Origin of the sequence: Rugosimonospora acidiphila, assembly GCF_039543385.1 — a bacterium.
Lineage (GTDB): Bacteria > Actinomycetota > Actinomycetes > Mycobacteriales > Micromonosporaceae > Rugosimonospora > Rugosimonospora acidiphila.
In genome coordinates, this window is sequence record NZ_BAABJQ010000006.1 from 224,347 (window position 1) to 240,531 (window position 16,185).

At 71.7% G+C, this 16,185-nt stretch carries 14 protein-coding genes; 5 read left to right on the forward strand and 9 right to left on the reverse strand.

The genetic code is table 11. From position 1 onward, the window contains the following. Positions 1-224 precede the first annotated feature (224 nt). From ABEA87_RS13185 to ABEA87_RS13195, 3 genes are all read left to right on the forward strand, one after another. Complete coding sequence (locus ABEA87_RS13185; RefSeq protein ID WP_345629286.1) at positions 225-557, forward strand: hypothetical protein; 333 nt, start codon at positions 225-227, stop codon at positions 555-557. Positions 558-802: 245 nt separating this feature from the next. Further along, a complete protein-coding gene (locus tag ABEA87_RS13190; protein ID WP_345629288.1) occupies positions 803-1,450 on the forward strand; it encodes a DedA family protein in 648 nt (215 codons plus the stop codon). Between the two features lie 169 nt (positions 1,451-1,619). After that, entirely contained in the window at positions 1,620-3,950 is a 2,331-nt protein-coding gene (locus tag ABEA87_RS13195; protein ID WP_345629590.1) for a HelD family protein, read from the forward strand. 97 nt (positions 3,951-4,047) lie between these two features. On the opposite strand, the gene ABEA87_RS13200 is transcribed toward ABEA87_RS13195, so the two are convergent. Further along, complete coding sequence (locus tag ABEA87_RS13200) at positions 4,048-4,407, reverse strand: STAS domain-containing protein (protein WP_345629289.1); 360 nt, start codon at positions 4,405-4,407, stop codon at positions 4,048-4,050. A gap of 164 nt (positions 4,408-4,571) precedes the next feature. Here ABEA87_RS13200 and ABEA87_RS13205 point away from each other — a divergent pair, with 164 nt between their 5' ends. Then, positions 4,572-5,582, forward strand: a complete 1,011-nt coding sequence (locus ABEA87_RS13205; RefSeq protein ID WP_345629291.1) for an NADP-dependent oxidoreductase — start codon at positions 4,572-4,574, stop codon at positions 5,580-5,582. Between the two features lie 245 nt (positions 5,583-5,827). Here ABEA87_RS13205 and ABEA87_RS13210 read toward each other — a convergent pair whose 3' ends face one another. Beyond that, positions 5,828-6,868 carry a Gfo/Idh/MocA family protein gene (locus ABEA87_RS13210; RefSeq protein WP_345629292.1) on the reverse strand — a complete coding sequence of 347 codons (1,041 nt, stop codon included), beginning with the start codon at positions 6,866-6,868 and terminating at the stop codon, positions 5,828-5,830. Between the two features lie 197 nt (positions 6,869-7,065). Beyond that, positions 7,066-7,950, reverse strand: a complete 885-nt coding sequence (locus ABEA87_RS13215) for a PP2C family protein-serine/threonine phosphatase (protein ID WP_345629294.1) — start codon at positions 7,948-7,950, stop codon at positions 7,066-7,068. Between the two features lie 63 nt (positions 7,951-8,013). On the opposite strand from ABEA87_RS13215, the gene ABEA87_RS13220 reads away from it, so the two are divergent. Beyond that, on the forward strand, positions 8,014-8,979 hold the full coding sequence (locus tag ABEA87_RS13220) for a LuxR C-terminal-related transcriptional regulator (protein WP_345629296.1): 966 nt from the start codon (positions 8,014-8,016) through the stop codon (positions 8,977-8,979). Positions 8,980-8,995: 16 nt separating this feature from the next. Here ABEA87_RS13220 and ABEA87_RS13225 read toward each other — a convergent pair whose 3' ends face one another. The 6 genes from ABEA87_RS13225 to ABEA87_RS13250 all read right to left on the reverse strand — a co-directional run bounded on the left by ABEA87_RS13225 (position 8,996) and on the right by ABEA87_RS13250 (position 15,947). Continuing rightward, complete coding sequence (locus tag ABEA87_RS13225) at positions 8,996-9,718, reverse strand: HAD-IB family phosphatase (protein ID WP_345629298.1); 723 nt, start codon at positions 9,716-9,718, stop codon at positions 8,996-8,998. Positions 9,719-9,806: 88 nt separating this feature from the next. Then, positions 9,807-10,928 (reverse strand): MBL fold metallo-hydrolase, encoded by a 1,122-nt coding sequence (locus tag ABEA87_RS13230; protein ID WP_425570877.1) that lies wholly within the window; start codon positions 10,926-10,928, stop codon positions 9,807-9,809. A gap of 115 nt (positions 10,929-11,043) precedes the next feature. Continuing rightward, complete coding sequence (locus ABEA87_RS13235; protein WP_345629300.1) at positions 11,044-13,209, reverse strand: amylo-alpha-1,6-glucosidase; 2,166 nt, start codon at positions 13,207-13,209, stop codon at positions 11,044-11,046. Positions 13,210-13,335: 126 nt separating this feature from the next. Continuing rightward, positions 13,336-14,616 carry a hydroxyacid-oxoacid transhydrogenase gene (locus ABEA87_RS13240; RefSeq protein WP_345629302.1) on the reverse strand — a complete coding sequence of 427 codons (1,281 nt, stop codon included), beginning with the start codon at positions 14,614-14,616 and terminating at the stop codon, positions 13,336-13,338. A gap of 31 nt (positions 14,617-14,647) precedes the next feature. Further along, complete coding sequence (locus ABEA87_RS13245) at positions 14,648-15,109, reverse strand: acyl-CoA thioesterase (protein WP_345629304.1); 462 nt, start codon at positions 15,107-15,109, stop codon at positions 14,648-14,650. Between the two features lie 55 nt (positions 15,110-15,164). After that, entirely contained in the window at positions 15,165-15,947 is a 783-nt protein-coding gene (locus tag ABEA87_RS13250; protein ID WP_345629306.1) for a polyprenol monophosphomannose synthase, read from the reverse strand. Between the last annotated feature and the right edge of the window lie 238 nt (positions 15,948-16,185).

Consider the following 16,185-nt stretch of genomic DNA (forward strand, 5'->3'; position numbering starts at 1 on the left):
ATGCCGCTGTGACGCAAGGGGCGCCAGTGAATCGCGGAAAAGCCCCCGAACGGATGGGAACATTCACCGATCGCGACGCCTCGTTCACCCAGCGCGGTGACGCCGACCACGTCGGCCGGCCGACACCGAACTGGGGATCGGCCACCAGGCTCGGGTAGACTTGCGTGCACACAAATCCTCGAAATCGGCCCACCGGCCGAGATCTGTAGTGGCAGGAGTTCCGCGTGGCGAGCAACACCTCCAAGACCGCCCGCGCATCCGTCCGCGCTGGCCAGGCCGGTGCGGCGGGTGGCGCACTCAGCGTGCTGGGCGAGTTCAAGTACGTCATCCCTCTCAACCACGGCAAGCACGCCTACGTCCGTAACCTGACCAACGGCAAGACCGTGCACCTGCGCACCAGCTCCGACGCGTTCGTCGAGGAGCTGCGGGTGCTGGCCGGCGCCGGTCACGGTGCCAAGATCCGCGCGGAGCTGACCGCGCTGGCCGCCGCCCACCCGGGCGACGGTTGGGACGCGGCCGAGAAGCGTCTGGTCGACGCCGGCGTCTTCGAAGGCTGAGCAGGTAGGCGACATCCCGATGCCCGCGCCGATGGCGCGGGCATCGGCGTGTCCGGGCCACCGCCGGGACGGATCGCACCATCGATCCGGATCGCGTCGCGGGCCCGGATCGCACCGCGGATCCGGGCCGTCGCCCGGGTCCGCACGATCGGGTGAGTGGGCCGGGCCGTCAGGGACGACCGGAGATCGACGGCGTGCCGGGTGCGCGCCTACGGTACCGTGACCGGGGACCGAGGGGGTGGTCGGTGGATTCCGTGCAGCACTGGCTTTCGGTGTTGCCGCCCGTGGCGATCTACATCGTGGTCGCGGCCGTGGTCGGCGTGGAGAGCCTTGGAATCCCGCTGCCCGGCGAGATCGCCCTGGTGGCCGCCGCCCTGCTCACCGCGACCGGGGTCACCAACGTGTGGTGGGTGGCGATCGCGGCGAGCCTCGGCGCGATAGTGGGCGACTCCATCGGGTACGCGATCGGGCGGCGCGGCGGGCGCTCCCTGCTCGAGTGGCTGGGCCGGAAGTTCCCGAGTCACCTCGGGCCACCCCATCTCGCCAAGGCGGAACAGATCTTCCAGCGCTGGGGCGTGTGGGCGATCTTCTTCGGCCGGTTCATCGCGCTGCTGCGCATCTTCGCCGGGCCGCTGGCCGGCGCGCTGCGGGTGCGTTATGTCAAGTTCTTGCTGGCCAACGCCGCGGGCGGGATCGTCTGGGCGTCGGGCACCACGGTCGCCGTCTACGAGATCGGCAAGGCCGCCGACCGGTGGCTGCAGAACTTCTCCTGGGTCGCCCTGGCCGTCGCGGTCGCCGGCGGGATCGCCACCACGCTGATCCTGCGCCACCGGACCAAGAAGTCCCTCGATGCCACGTCCGACGAGGACAGCGAGGCGTCGCTCACCGGCTGACCGGTTCATCCTATCGAACGACCGGCGACGCGGACCGGGCGGGTGATCGATTTTCGGCAGGTCAGCAGCCCGTACCCTCGCAGTGTCGCCGATTGCGGGGAGTGCCTTGACCGACCAACGACACCCAAACCGCCCGGATCCCGCGCCCGGCCGCGCCGACTCCGGCCACGTGGCCGAGGAGATCGCCGCCGAGCAGCGCCACGTCGACCGCGTGTACGCGCGGCTGACGGTCATCAAGAAGGAGGCGGCCGCCAGCGAGACCGCCGGCTACGGGATCGCCCGGGCCGGCAACTTCGCCGCGCTGGTCGAGCGGGACGCCATGGTCTTCCATGCCGCCCGCCGCCGGCGGCTGCTCGACGCCGAGCACGACGGCCTGGTCTTCGGCCGGCTCGACCTGCAGCCGAGCGCGAACGGCGCCGCCGACGCGGAGATCACCGCTGACGAATTCGAGGATCGAGCCGGCGACGGCGTGGCGCCCTCCGCCACTCCGGCCGGCGCGAACGAGACCGGAGCCTTGGCTACTGGAGGCCCGGCCACCGGAGACCCGGCCGCAGGGGCCACCGGCACCGCGGGCGAGGACCCCGGCGACGGGAACGCGGACCCCGGCCCCGGGAACGCGGCCAGCGGCCTCGGCGAGGTGCGGTACATCGGGCGGATCGGGCTTCGCGACACCGACGCCAGCCCGCTGGTGATCGACTGGCGGGCACCGGCCGCGGCACCCTTCTACCGGGCCACCCCGGTCGATCCGCTCGGCGTGGTGCGGCGCCGGATGATCCAGTCCACCGGCGAGCGGGTCACCGGCATCGAGGACGACCTGCTCGACCCCGAGGCCGCCCCGCCGGGCATGCGGGTGGTCGGCGACGGCGCGCTGGTCGCGACGCTGGCACGGGCCACCGGTACGGGCATGCGCGACATCGTCGCCACCATCCAACGGGAGCAGGACGAGGCGATCCGCTCCCCCGCCCTCGGCGTGACGATCGTGCGCGGCGGACCCGGTACCGGCAAGACCGCCGTCGCGCTGCACCGGGTCGCGTACCTGCTCTACGCCGACCGGCAGCGGTTCGCCGGCGGAGGCGTGCTCGTGGTCGGGCCGTCGCCGGTGTTCGTGACCTACATCGCCCGGGTGCTGCCCTCCCTCGGCGAGGACGACGTGACCCTGCGCTCGCTGGGCTCGATGGTGGTGGGCACCGAGGCGACCCGGCACGATCCGGACGAGGTGGCCCTGATCAAGGGCTCGCTGCGGATGAGCCGCGTGCTGTCCCGGGCGGCCCGGGACGCCAGCCCCGACACCCCCGACGAGCTGCGCCTGCTGTACCGGGGCACGCTGCTGCGGCTGGACGCGCGGGCGCTGCGTGGGCTGCGTGACACCGTGATGTCCGGCGGCCCCAAGCGCAACGCGGTGCGGGCCAAGGCGGCCGGGTACGTGCTGGACGCGCTGTGGCGCCAGGCGGTCGAGTTGCTCGGCGCGCCCGCGGTCCAGCAGCGCCCGGAGTTCGCCTCGGACACCGCCGAGCGCCGCGAGTTCATCGGCTTCATGCGGGCCTGGTGGCCGCGGCTGCGGCCGGTGGACGTGCTGGGTTGGCTGGCCGACCCGGAACGGGCCCGCCGGTACTCAGAGGGGCTGCTGTCCAACCGGGAGATCAGGATGCTGACCCGATCCCTGGCCGGGCTGGCCGCCGACGGCCCGTCGATCCAGGACGTTCCGCTGCTGGACGAGCTGGACGAACTGCTGGGCACGCCGCCCGCGCCGGCCAAGCGGCGGGGCGACCCGTTCATGGTGGGCGGGGTGCGTGAGGTGACCACGCACGCGGACCGGGTCGCGGCGTCCCGGGCCGCCGCCCTGGAGCGACCGGACGACTACCGCGAGTACGCGCACGTGGTGGTGGACGAGTCGCAGGACGTCTCGCCGATGCAGTGGCGCATGATCGGCCGGCGCGCCGAGTTCGCGAGCTGGACGGTCGTCGGGGATCCGGCGCAGTCCGCCTGGCACGGCGATCCGGCCGAGGCGCGCCGGGCCCGCAACGCGGCGCTGGGCAGCCGCCGGCGATCCGAGTACGCGCTGACCACGAACTACCGGAACTCGGAAGAAATCTTCGCGGTGGCCGCGGACGTGGTGCGCCGGGCCGAGCCGGAGATCGAGTTGCCGACCGCTGTGCGGCGCAGTGGGGTGCCGCCCCGCCACGTCCTGACCGACGACCTCGAACCGGCGGTGCGCGAGGCCGCGCGGGACCTGCTGGCCGAGGTCGACGGCACGGTCGGCGTGATCGCCACACAGGCCACGAAGGACCTGGTCGCCGGCTGGGTGGCCGGGCTGGACCCGGACCGCCTGCAGACCGTCAACAGCCTGGAGAGCAAGGGCATGGAGTATGACGGGGTACTGGTGGTGGAGCCGGCGGCGATCGTCGCGGAGTCACCGTCGGGCGTGCGTACCCTCTACGTCGCGCTGTCCCGGGCCACCCAGCGGCTCACCACGGTCGGTACCGACGAGAGCTGGCACTGAGTGAGGGTCCCGGGGCGGCCACGGCCCTGACGCGGCCTCGCGTCCCGGGCAGCCCCGTTTCGGGGCGTCCCGGGGCGGCCCCGTCACGCGGCGGCGATCAGCCGGTCGGCAGCGGGCGGCGGCCGCGCTCGGGCAGCCGCGCGGGCGAGCCGAAAAGGCCCAGCAGGCCAGAGATGTACAGGATCCGGTGCACGTAGGCGGTGGGGTTGCTGACCACCAGCCGGGTGCCGCTGGCGGCGGCCGTGTGGTAGCAGGCCACCAGGGCACCGATACCCACCGAGTCGATGAACGGCACCAACGACATGTCCACGTTGATCAGCGGCGGCGGCTCGGTGGCGAGCATGCTCGCGACCCTCTCTCGCAGCTCATGACAGTTGTCGGCGTCGACCTCGCCGGCGGGGTTGACCTGCACCGCCCCGTTACTGTCCGAGCGGACGGTGATCGTCAAGGTGGACATTGAACCTCCCGGCGGCTCTACTCCGGTAGTGAGGAACCCATGGGTCGCGCAGCAAGCTTGCCCTTTCTACCACATTCGATCGGGCGCGGCCCACTGGCGTTTCGCGGGCTGTCACATTCTCCTCGCGCTACGGAGCCATACTGAACCGGCCGTAGGCTGGCCGCGTGTCTACCCTGATCAGTCGTGAAATTCATCTCGCCTCACGCCCCCAAGGCAAGCCTACGCTGGACAACTTCGCGCTGGTAGAGGCCACTGTCCCCGTTCTTGGCCCCGGCCAGGTGCTGATCCGAAACCGATTCCTGTCCGTTGACCCGTACATGCGCGGACGGATGAAGGACGCCGAATCGTACGTTCCGCCATACCGGGTCGGGGAGGTGATGGACGGCGCCGCCGTGGGCGAAGTCATCGAGTCCGAGGCGCCCGAACTGACGGCCGGCGAGCTGGTGCTGCACAGCCGCGGCTGGCGCGAGTACGCGGTGCTGGAGGCGACCAAGGTCACCGCGCTGCGCCCGCAGGCCGGGCTGAGCCCGTCGGTGTACCTGGGCGCGCTGGGCGTGCCCGGGCTGACCGCGTACGTCGGCGTGCTGGACATCGCCGGCATGCAACCGGGCGAGCGGGTCTTCGTCTCGTCCGCCGCCGGCGCGGTCGGCAGCCTGGCCGGGCAGATCGCCAAGCTGCGCGGGGCGAGCCGGGTGATCGGCAGCGCCGGGTCGGCGGCCAAGGTCCGGTACCTGGAGGGGCTGGGCTTCGACGCGGCGTTCAACTACCAGGACGCCCCGGTCGGCGAGTCGCTGGCGCTGGCCGCCCCGGACGGGATCGACGTGTACTTCGACAACGTCGGCGGGGATCACCTCGCGGCCGCGATCGACCGGCTGCGCCGGGGCGGCCGGGTGGCGGTGTGCGGCGCGATCTCGGTGTACAACGCCGACTCGCCGGTGCCCGGCCCGAGCAACCTGTCGCTGTTGATCGGAAAGCGGCTGACCCTGCGCGGCTTTCTGGTTGGCGATCATTGGAATCGAATGCCGGAATTCGTCGCGGAAATGAGCGGATGGCTACGCGAGGGCAAAATCCGGTTCGATGAGACCGTGGTGGACGGCATCGAGCACGCCGCCGACGCGTTTCTCGGCGTTCTGCAGGGCGACAACACCGGAAAGATGATCGTCCGGCTCGACTGAGACGAGTCGTGTTTACAACACCGACACAGCCCCGCGACGCGCTGGCCATCCGACCTCTGTACCGTAGGTCGTGCGGTCGGTACAGGGGTGTGGCCGGTCGCGGGCGGGAAAGACAACAACCCGTCCGGGGGGCGCGAGCGCGTCCTCCGGACGGGTCCGTTCATTCCAGGCCCGGTTCGGCCGCCCGCCGGACGCGGCGAGGGCGGCCGGACCGCATCCGGCCCCCCGGTCCGGTCCCGGGTGGGCTACCCGAGCCGGACGATCTCTGTGTTGCGTGCCGAACGCCGGGCCGCGTCGATGACCTCCAGCGCCCGCACCGCGTCCATCGGATCCACCGGCATCGGGCCGCCGTCGCGTAGGGCCGAGCCCACCGTGGAGTAGAAGGAGTCCCAGCGACCCCGCTCCGGATCCACCGACTCGCGCTCCGCCCCGCGCACCAACCAGCCGACCTTCGGCGCGGCCTCGCCCGCCGGCGCACCGGCGCGCAGGGAGTCCTCCTGGCCGTCCACCTCGTCCACGACGTAGCCGGCCGCCGAGCCCAGCACGCGCAGCCGGGGCCCGGCCGTCGCCGCGACGGAACTGCACCACAGGTGGGAGCGGGTACCGTCGGCATGCTCCAGGGCGACGAACGCGTCATCGTCGCCGGAGGCCACGGACAGCTCCGGCGGTTGCCCGCCGCGGCGGGTCGCCACCTCCCCGTACACGCTGCGCACCGGCCCGAACAGGGTCAACGCCTGGTCGACGAGGTGGCTGCCGAGGTCGAGCAGCACCCCGCCGCCCTCCGCCGGCCCGTTGATGTCGCGCCACCTGGCCGGATCGACCAGCGGTCGCCAGCGCTCCAGCCGCGACTCGTACCGCAGCACGTGCCCCAGCCGGTCGTGCGAGAGCAGCCGGCGCAGGGTGAGCTGGTCGGCGTCCCACCGGCGGTTCTGGAACACGGTCAGCGGGGTGTCGCCCGCCGCCGCGACTATCCCGGCGGCGGCGCCCGCGTCGACGGCGAGCGGCTTGTCCACCACGGTGGCCACGCCGGCGGACAGGCACTCGATCGCGTTGTCCGGATGGGCCGAGGGGACCGTCGCGACCACGGCGAGGTCGAGCCGCGCGGTGGCGAGCATCTCCCCCACGGTGCGGAAGCAGGTCAAGCCGGGAAAATCCCGCTCGGCGGCGGCCTGCCGCTCGGGGTCGCGGGTGGTCACGGCGACGACCTCGGCCGCCTCGGTGTGCGCCAGCAGCCGCCCGTGAAAGACCCGCCCGGCCAGCCCGTACCCGATGATCCCTACGCGCATGAGGTCATCGTGTCACGAACGCGTCCCGCGCACCCCGACCTCGCCGGAGGCGTTGGCCGGGACACGGTCGCCGGGGCGCCGCGCTCCTCACCCGGAGCCGATCTCCGCTCCCGTGACGCCTCCCCTGCGCCCAGGTGTCCATGCGCCCATCCGCTCATCCGCCCTTGCGTCCACAGTGGACGACCGGTCGGGCGGCGTCACACCGCGATCGGAGTCTCACCCGTCGGGGGGTCCTCGGCCGCGAATACCGTCGAGGGCGGTGCCGCGTCGTCGATGACGGCCGCGTCACCGTTGGCGGCGGCGTACACGTCGGCCACGACGACCGTGATGTTGTCCGGGCCGCCACCGTCCAGCGCGAGCCGGACGAGCTCCCGGGCGCACTCGTCGCGATCAGGGACGGTACGCAGAGTGAAACCGATCTGCCCGTCCTCCACCACATCAGACAGGCCGTCACTGCACAGCAGGAACCGGTCGCCCGGGTCCGGCCGCAACACCGTGTACGCCGGGCGGGCCGGGTGATCCTGGAGGACCTGGCTGACCAGCGAGCGCTGCGGGTGCACCCGGGCCTGCTCGGGCGTTATCGCGCCCTCGTCGATGAGCATCTGCACGTAGCTGTCGTCCCGGGTCAACTGGCCGAGCACGCCGCCGCGCAGCAGGTATGCCCGCGAGTCTCCAATGTGGACCATCGTGATCCGGTCGGCCACCATCAGCATCCCGGTCAGCGTGGTGCTCATGCCGGTCAGCGACGGGTCGCTGACGCTCGCCTCGCCGATGCGCGCGCGGGCGACCTCGACCGCGGCCTGCAACGCGTCCAGCGCACCCTGGCCGGACGGCAATTGCCGGTCGAGCCCGCTGAGCGTCTCGACGGCTATCTGGCTGGCGACCTCGCCGCCGGGCAGCCCGCCGACACCGTCGGCGAGCACTATCAGCCGCTGGCCGGCGTAGGCGGCATCCTCGTTGGAGTCCCGACGCAGACCACGGTCGGTCAGCACGACGGCACGCAGAATCACGGACGGAGCGGGGCCGGCAAGGCCTGCGGCGCCGGCGGACTGTGCGGAGCCGGCGAGGTCGGCAGCGTTCATGATGGACAGCTTGTCAAACAATGCTCGGAGAAGTCTGTACGCAGTACTACGTATGGTAGAGCGATGATCCCGGTGCCCATGGTCGGTCGGGCGGACGAGCTGGCCGAACTGACCAGCGTCTGGTCACGACTGTACCCGGCAATGGATCCGCAGGTAAGACGCGGGATAGCGGTCATCACCGGCGAGGCGGGCTCGGGCAAGAGCCTGCTCGTACGATGTGCGATCGACGCCATGCGGCCACGCCCCGGTACGGTACTCGCCGGCGGGGCGCGCGTGCACTCCCCGGCGCCGTACGACTGGTTGGCCGCGGTGCTCAGCGGCCGGGGCACCGCACAGCTCGACATCCCGCCCGACGCCCTGGCCTGGCTGGCACAGCAGCCGTCGGCGCCGGCCCGCCGGTACGCCCCCGGTGCGCTGCTGCGCCTGGCGGTGCAGACGGTACGTGCCCTGGCCGGCCCGGGGCCCACCGTCATCGTGGTCGAGGACCTGCACGCGCTGGACCCGGCCAGCCTCAACCTGGTCGGCGAGCTGGCCGCCGCGCCGAACCTGCCGGCCCTGCTCCTGGTCACCAGCCGGCTGCCCGGCCAGGCGCTGGCCCCGCAGCTGGTCGCCCGTACCCTGGCCAGGCTCACCGGTGGGCCCGACGCGATCCGCCAGCACCTGCACCCGCTCACCGAGCCGGAGGTGTCCACGCTGCTCCGCCAGGCGTACGGCACGCCGGTGGCGGCGCACATGGTCGAGGCGGCGTACCGCAGCACCGGCGGGAACCCGTACCGGCTGACCGAGTTGCTGGCCACCGAGCCGCGCCCGGAGCTCGCCGGAGCGCTGACCGCCCGGGAGGTAGAGGTGCTCGCCTGCCTCGCCGCGGGCATGTCCAACAAGCAGGTGGCGCGCTCGCTGGGCATCTCGATCCGTACCGTGACCGTGCACGTGTCGAACCTGTTGCGCAAGACCCGGTCCTCCTCGCGCACCGAGGCCGCGCTCTGGGCGGTGCGCCACCGGGTGGCCGATCAGTCCCGCGTTCCCTGACCGGCGCGCGGGGCGCTCAGCCGGCGGGCAGCACGCCGGTTCCGCTGTCCGGCCCGGCCGCGCCGGCTCGGCTGTCCGCCCCGGCCTCGGCCGCGCGGGGACGGGGCAGCAGCAGCGACCGGCCCAGCGCGTACGCCTCGGTCAGGTCGTCGCCCTGGTAGCTGGCCGCGGCGATCCCGATGAGATGGTGGTCGGCGTTGACCGCCACGGTCGCGTCGAGGTGCCGGAACAGCGGGGCGTCGGACATCGAGTCGCCGTACGCGACGCAGCGCGACCTGGGGATCCCGTAGCGTGCCAGCAGCTCGTCGACGACCGTGACCTTGTCGGCCGGGGCGAGCAGCCCGGACGGGTCGAGCGGCGCGGTCGAGGGCAGCGGCGGAAACCGCGAGGCCACCACCTCATCGAAGCCGCGCTCCAGCAGCAGGGTGGCGAAGAAGTCGGGCGACAGAGTGATCACCACCGACCGCTCGCCGCGCCGCCGGATGTCCGCGCACACCTCGTCGATCCCGCCCACCCACGGGCTGGCGGCGAACGCGGCCGCCACCGGCTCGGCCGTCAGCCCCTGCCACAGCGCGTGGACGGTGGCCGCGTACCCGATCGCGTCGATCTCCCCGGTGCTGAACTGGGTCTCCAACGCGATCAGCTCGGCGACGTTACCCAGCTGGCGGGCCACCTGAAGGCTGGCCGTGGTGCCGCGCAGCAGCGTTCCGTCCATGTCGAAGACGTGCAAGATCCCCATAAGGAAATTGTCGCCGACCGGTCGATGCGACCCCAGCGGTTGAGACGACGAACACTCCGCGAGGTGGCCCGCGACGGGCCGGCGGCGGCTACGCGATCGCCTGCCACCAGCCGTCCACGGGCGGCGGGGAGTCCACGTCGACGCGCTCGCCGGGCCGGGGCACGGCCAGGGTCACACCGCGCGCCTTGGCCTCCTGCCAGAGCCGGTCGACCGGCTCGGACCAGGCGTGGAAAGCCAGCACGAAGGTCGCCCAGTGCACCGGGATGAGCAGGCCGCCGCGCAGCTCGAGGTGGGCCTGGACGGCCTCCTCGGGGGTCATGTGAATCTCCGGCCAGCGCGCGTCGTAGGCGCCGACCTGGATCAGGGTGGCGTCGAACGGCCCGTACGCCTCGGCTATTCCCGGGTAGCCGTCGAAGTAGCCGGTATCGCCCGTGTAGTAGACGCGCCGGGTGACGCCGCCCGGCACCGGGGCGGAAACCACCCATGAGCACCACAGCGTGTAGTTGCGCTTGGTCAGCAGGCGGCCGGAGAAGTGCCGGGCCGGCGTGGCGGTCAGCCGCAGCCCGCCGGCCAACTCGACCGACCCGTCCCAGTCCAGCTCGATGATCCGCTCGGGCGGTACGCCCCACCGGTCCAGGTGCGCACCGACCCCGAGCGGTACCACGAACGGTGCGGACTGCGTGCCCACCAGCAACTGCACGGTCGGCATGTCCAGGTGGTCGTAGTGATCATGGGAGATGAGGATCGCGTCCAGCTCCGGCAGCAGGTCCAGCGGCACCGGCACCGGGTGCAGCCGGCGCGGGCCGGCCAGCGGGGAGGGAGAGCAGCGCGGGCTCCAGACCGGGTCCACGAGCACCCGCCGGTCCCCGATCTCCAGCAGCGCGGAGGCGTGACCGTACCAGGTGACCTGCAGGCCGGCACGGGCCGGCGCGGCCGGCGGGGCCAGCACCGGGATGGGGCCGGACGGCTTGCGTCGCTGCCCGCCGAAGAGCAGCTCGCGCAGCGTGCTCTGGCCGGTTTCGGGCATCAGGGTGCGGGTCTGTTCCCGGTTGTGGAACACGTTGCCACGCAGCTGAGGCGAGTGCGGGAGCCGCGCGCGGACCTGCTCCGGGCTCGCGCCGTAGGCGGCCGACACGTCGCGCGCCACCCAGGCCGCCGCGAGCCCGGCCACACCAGCCGCCGCCGCGGCCGCGGCCGCCACGCCGAGCAGCCGACGCGGCCCGGCCGCTCGCCGGCCCCGACCGGCACCGCCGGTGGGGTCCCTCGTGCTCCAGTCGGCTGCGCCACGGTCGCTCACGTCACAAGGATGGCACGCCCGGCGGCTCTCAGCGGGCCGGGCGGATCTCGCCTGTGGTGCCGCTGGCGTCGACGTCCCACTGCTTACCGAAGGCGTGCAGCCCGGAGATGTGGATGTGCTCGATGCCGTCGGGCAGGCACGGGTCCACCTCGACCCGGCCCTGGGTGGTACGCAGACCGAGCATGGTGCGCACGAACAGCAGCGGGGCGCCGCTGGCCCACGCCTGTGGACTACAGGCCGTCGGGAACGGGACCGGGAAGATGGCGCGTGAGCGCGGGTACCCGGAAAGCACCTCGGGCAGCCGGTACTCGGAGAATTCGGAGGCCTCCAGCATCGCCATGATGATCCGGTTCGCCTCCTCCCGGAACCCGTACCGGCCCAGGCCGACCGCGATGATCGAGTTGTCGTGCGGCCACACCGTGCCGTGGTGGTATCCGATCGGGTTGTACCCGGTGTCGAGCGCGGACAGCGTGCGCACTCCCCAGCCGGAGAACATCGCATCCGACATCAGCCGGTCGGCCACCGCCCGCGCCCGGTCCTCGGGCACGATCCCCGACCAGAGCAGATGGCCGATGTTGGAGGTCAGCGAATCGATCTTGCGCTTGTCGCCGTCCAGCCCGATCGCGTAGTAGCCGCCCCGGTCGTCAATCCAGAAGTCCCGGTTGAACCGCTCGAACAGCTCGCCGGCATCCCGGCGCAGCCGGGCCGCGAGTTCGGCGTCCCGCAGCGGGCCGTCGGCCAGCTCGGCCAGCCGCAGCTTGGCGTCGTAGACATACCCCTGGGTCTCGCAGGTCGCGATCGGCAGCACCGGGATCGAACCGTCCGCCGACTGCACCCCCTCCCAGGAGTCGCGCCAGCACTGGTTGCCCAGGCCCTGCGGCGAGCGGGTCTGGTACTCGACGTAACCGTCGCCGTCCCGGTCACCGTACTCATCGATCCAGTTCAACGCGGCCAGCGCGGTGTCGCGCATGGACCGGACGAACTCCTCGTCGAGGGTCCACCGCCAGAACTCGGAGAGCAGGATCAGCCACAGCGCGGTGGTGTCGACCCCGCCGTAGTACGGGCTGTAGGGCAGCTGTCCGAGCTGGGTCAGCTCGCCGCTACGGATCTCGTGCGGCATCTTGCCCGGTTCCTCGTCCCGGAAGTCGTCGCAGAACTTGCCCTGCTTCGAGGCGAGCGCGAGCAGGCCGCCCTTCGCCAGGGTGGTGCCGAGGCTGGACGTCTGGTACGCGGTGATGAGGGTGTCCCGGCCGAACGTGGTGAGGTACCAGGGCAGGCCGGCGGCCGGCATCAGGATTTTCGTCTCGTCGGCGGTGGCCCGGATGCGCAGCGAGACCAGGTCCCGGGTGGCGGTCCGGGTCGCCCTCTTGACCAGCTCCGAGTCGCTGGAGATGTGGGGCAGTTCCTCCCGCCACTTGGTCACCGGGTCACCGGCGGATCGCTCCATCTCGTCGAGGTTGCGCACCGGCGGCTCCGATTGCCGGGGCGAGTGGCTCAGCGGCACGTCCAGGTCGCAGCGCCACTCCTTGCCGGGCTCGAGGCGCAGCCGCCAGACCAGGTCGTCACCGTCGATCAGGGTGGCCGCCGGGTACGCGTCGACGACCGTGTGCGCCTCGAACTGCTCGTTGCGGTAGCTCAGGTGTACCCGGCAGTTGTCGGGGGCGTGGTCGCGTTCGATCTGCGCGGACCGGTCGCGCACCCTGCTCTTCATCTCGAACAGGTCGGCGAAGTCATTGCCGATGGCGATCCGCAGCTCAAGGTCGAGCGGCTCCTCGGCGAAGGAGCGGATCTCGATCTCCTCCCGGAACCCGTCGCCCAGCAGCCGGCGACGGCGCACCCCCAGGGTGTTGGCGAGCAGGCCGGGCATCGGCGGATTGGTGAGCAGGAACGAGGCGCCGAAGTGCTCGACCACCCCCGAGCGCAGCGAGTACAGCGGGATCCCGTTGATGGTGAGGATCCATTTGTTGAGCAGCCTGGTGTCGGCGTGGACCAGGCCACCGATGGTGCCGGCCGGGATGTCACCGACGTGGTTGGAGTACATGAAGGTGCGCCCGGCGACCACCGCGATGGCGTCCGACCCCAGTTCGGGTGGCAGGTTGCGCGCGTCGCGCGGGGGCAGACTCTCGTCCTTGGAGACCCCCGGCATGGGATCGGCGGGCGTAGCGCGGCGAACCTGAGTCTGCTGCCCGGCCATACCACCCCTCCTGGCGTCGGCTCCAGTGTCGCCGGGCTGACGCCGTGAGGCGGTGAGAAGCCGCCGGGCTCATCCGATCCGGGTGAGCCCGGCCGGGTGTTTCTCACCCGGACCCGTGCTCGGGCGCTACCAGAGGGTGAGCGAGCGGCGGAAGATGCCGGCCAGATCGTCCTCGTTCGCGGCCCGGGGCGCGGTGGCCAGCAGCCGCTGCTGTTGCTGGGCCCCGCTCACCAGGGTGTCGATGTCGCCTTCCCGGTAGCCGACCGCACCGATCCCGTTCGGCATGCCGATGTCACGCATCAGGTTCAGCAGGATGGACGGCAACCGCTCAGCCGGATCGTCCACAGTAGACGAGTCCACAGTGGAGGCATCGACGAGCAGATCCGCGGCGTCCAGATGGCGGGCCGGATCGGCGCCGAAGGTGAAGCGCAGCGCCTCCGGTGCGGTCAGGGCCACCGCCATCCCGTGCGGCACCATCGGTTCGGCGTCCGGGTACCCACCCGGCCGAAACTCGCGCACCCCGCCGGCGATCGGGTACGCGTTGGCGTGCGGCAGGTGCACTCCGGCGTTGCCGAAGCCCATGCCGGCGAAGGTGGCCGCCATCGCCATGTCCGTGCGCGCGCCCACATCCGAGCCGTCGAGCACGGCCGTGCGCAGCGAGCGCGCCAGCAGCCGGAGCGCGCGCTCGGCCCACATGTCCGCCACCGGATTCGCCCCGCAGTACGGCACCCGCTGCTCCGGCCGCTTGCGCTCGAACGCGGTGTAGGGCTTGGCCGTCCAGCTCTCCAGCGCGTGGCACAGGATGTCCATGCCGCACGCGGCGGTCACCTCGGGCGGTTGGGTCAGGCTCAGCAGCGGGTCGACCACCGCCAGCGTGGGGCGCAGCCGCGCGTGGCTGATGCCCGTCTTCACCTTCAGGTGCAGCACGTCCAGCACGCAGATCGTGGTGCTCTCCGACCCCGTACCGGTGGTCGTCGGCACCGCCACCAGGGGGCGCAGCGGCTCGCTCGGCGCCCGGCCGGCCCCGACCGGTGGGTTCACGTAGTCCATCAACTCGCCCGGGTTCGTGGTGAGCAGGTTGACGGCCTTGGCCGTGTCGATGCTCGAGCCCCCGCCGACCGCGACGAACCCGTCCCAGGGCCCCTCCGCCCGGGCCGCCTCGATGGCATCGCGCAGCGACGCGTCGGTCGGCTCCACCCGCACGCCGGTGAACACCCGCGCGTCGATGCCGTGCTCACGGATGCCCGCCGCGACGCGGTCCGGCGCGCCGGTGGCCGCCACCCCCTCGTCGGTGATCACGAGGACCCGACGGCACCCGTACTGGCTCAGGTCGTGGCCCACCTCGTCCGCGGCGCCCGCGCCGAACTTCAGCTGTGGCGCCCCGTAGGTGAAGACGGTCTCATGCACCGGATTCTCCCTTGTTCAGTTGTCGGGCGATTCAGTCGTGGGCGTCGCGCCCCAGTTGGGTCAGCGCGGCGCGGATCGGGTCGGGGACCGGTACCGGCCGCCGCGAGGTGCGGTCCACGTAGACATGCACGAACCGGCCCGCCGCGGCGGGCTGCTCGGCGTGCTGCCCGAACAGCGCGAGCCGGTACACCACGCTGGTGTTACCGAGCCGTTCGAGCCCGATGCCCGCGGTCACCACCTCGGGGAAGCGCAGCTCGGCGAAGTACCGGCAGGAGGTCTCGACGACCAGCCCGATCGCGGGCAGCGACCGGATGTCGGTGCCGCTCGCCTCGATCAGCCAGCCGTTGACCGCGGTGTCGAACATCAAATAATGGACCACGTTGTTCACATGGCCATAGGTGTCGTCGTCGGACCAGCGGGTGGGCAGCTCACGCAGCACCGCGAAATCCGCCCTGCGCAGCGCGCGCGGGTCGGCGACATCCACCGGATCCATCACCGCAGCGTAGCGGTGATCACCCCCGGTGGGCCAAGGCGGTCGACCGGGACGGTCAGCGTTCGCGCTTGCCGAACCGCAACTGGAGCGGGATCTTCGCCGACTCGATCTTCACCTTGGTCGACATCTTGCTGGCTCCCGAGTGCCGCTCCTCGAAGTGGATCGGGATCTCGACCAGCGGGAAGCCGAGGTGCTTGCACTCGTAGTTCATCTCCACCTGGAAGCTGTAGCCATCGCTGCGCAGCTTTGCCAACGGGATCCGCTCCAGCACGTCGCGGCGCCACAGCTTGAACCCGGCAGTGGCATCTCTCACGCCCATGCCGAGGATCATGTTGACGTAGAAGTTGGCCCACCCCGACAGCAGCCGGCGGTGCAGCTTCCACTCGTCGGCCAGCGATCCGCCGGCCACGTAGCGGCTGCCGATGACGACCCCGGCCTCGGTGGACATCAGCACCCCGAGCATCTGCGGGATGTACTCCGGGGCGTGGCTGAGGTCGGCGTCGAGCTGCGCGACGAACTCCGCGCCCTGCTCCAGGGCCACCTTCATGCCCGCGATATATGCCCTGCCCAGACCATCTTTGCTGGTGCGGCGGACGACATGGAGCATGTCCTCGTGGGGCTTGCCCAGCCCGCGCACGATCTCCTCGGCGATGTCCGCGGTCCCATCCGGGGAGTTGTCATCGACGAGGATGACCCGGAGGTTAGGAAGCGGCAGGTCAGCCAGGCGCTTCAGCATCTCCTGCATATTCGCGGCCTCGTTGTAGGTCGGCACGACCGCGGTGACGCGGGCCTCCGACCACGGAGCCGGCAATCGCAGTGTTTGAGAAGTGTCCTGCACAGGCCGTGAGTCCTTCCTCGATCTTGCATGCTGGGAGACCCGAGGGTCTAATGTACGGCGGGGCGGTCGCCGCCCCCTGTTGACGCGCGTGGTCGCATCGCGCGTTCGTCACCGTGAGTATCGGCCCGAACCCCCGATCCGGGACCTCGCGGTGGCCGCCATCTTAAAGGACGTCCCTCGGAATCCGCAGCATGGCGGCCAAACGGCGCGCACTCGTGCCGCGCCGGATGACGCGCCG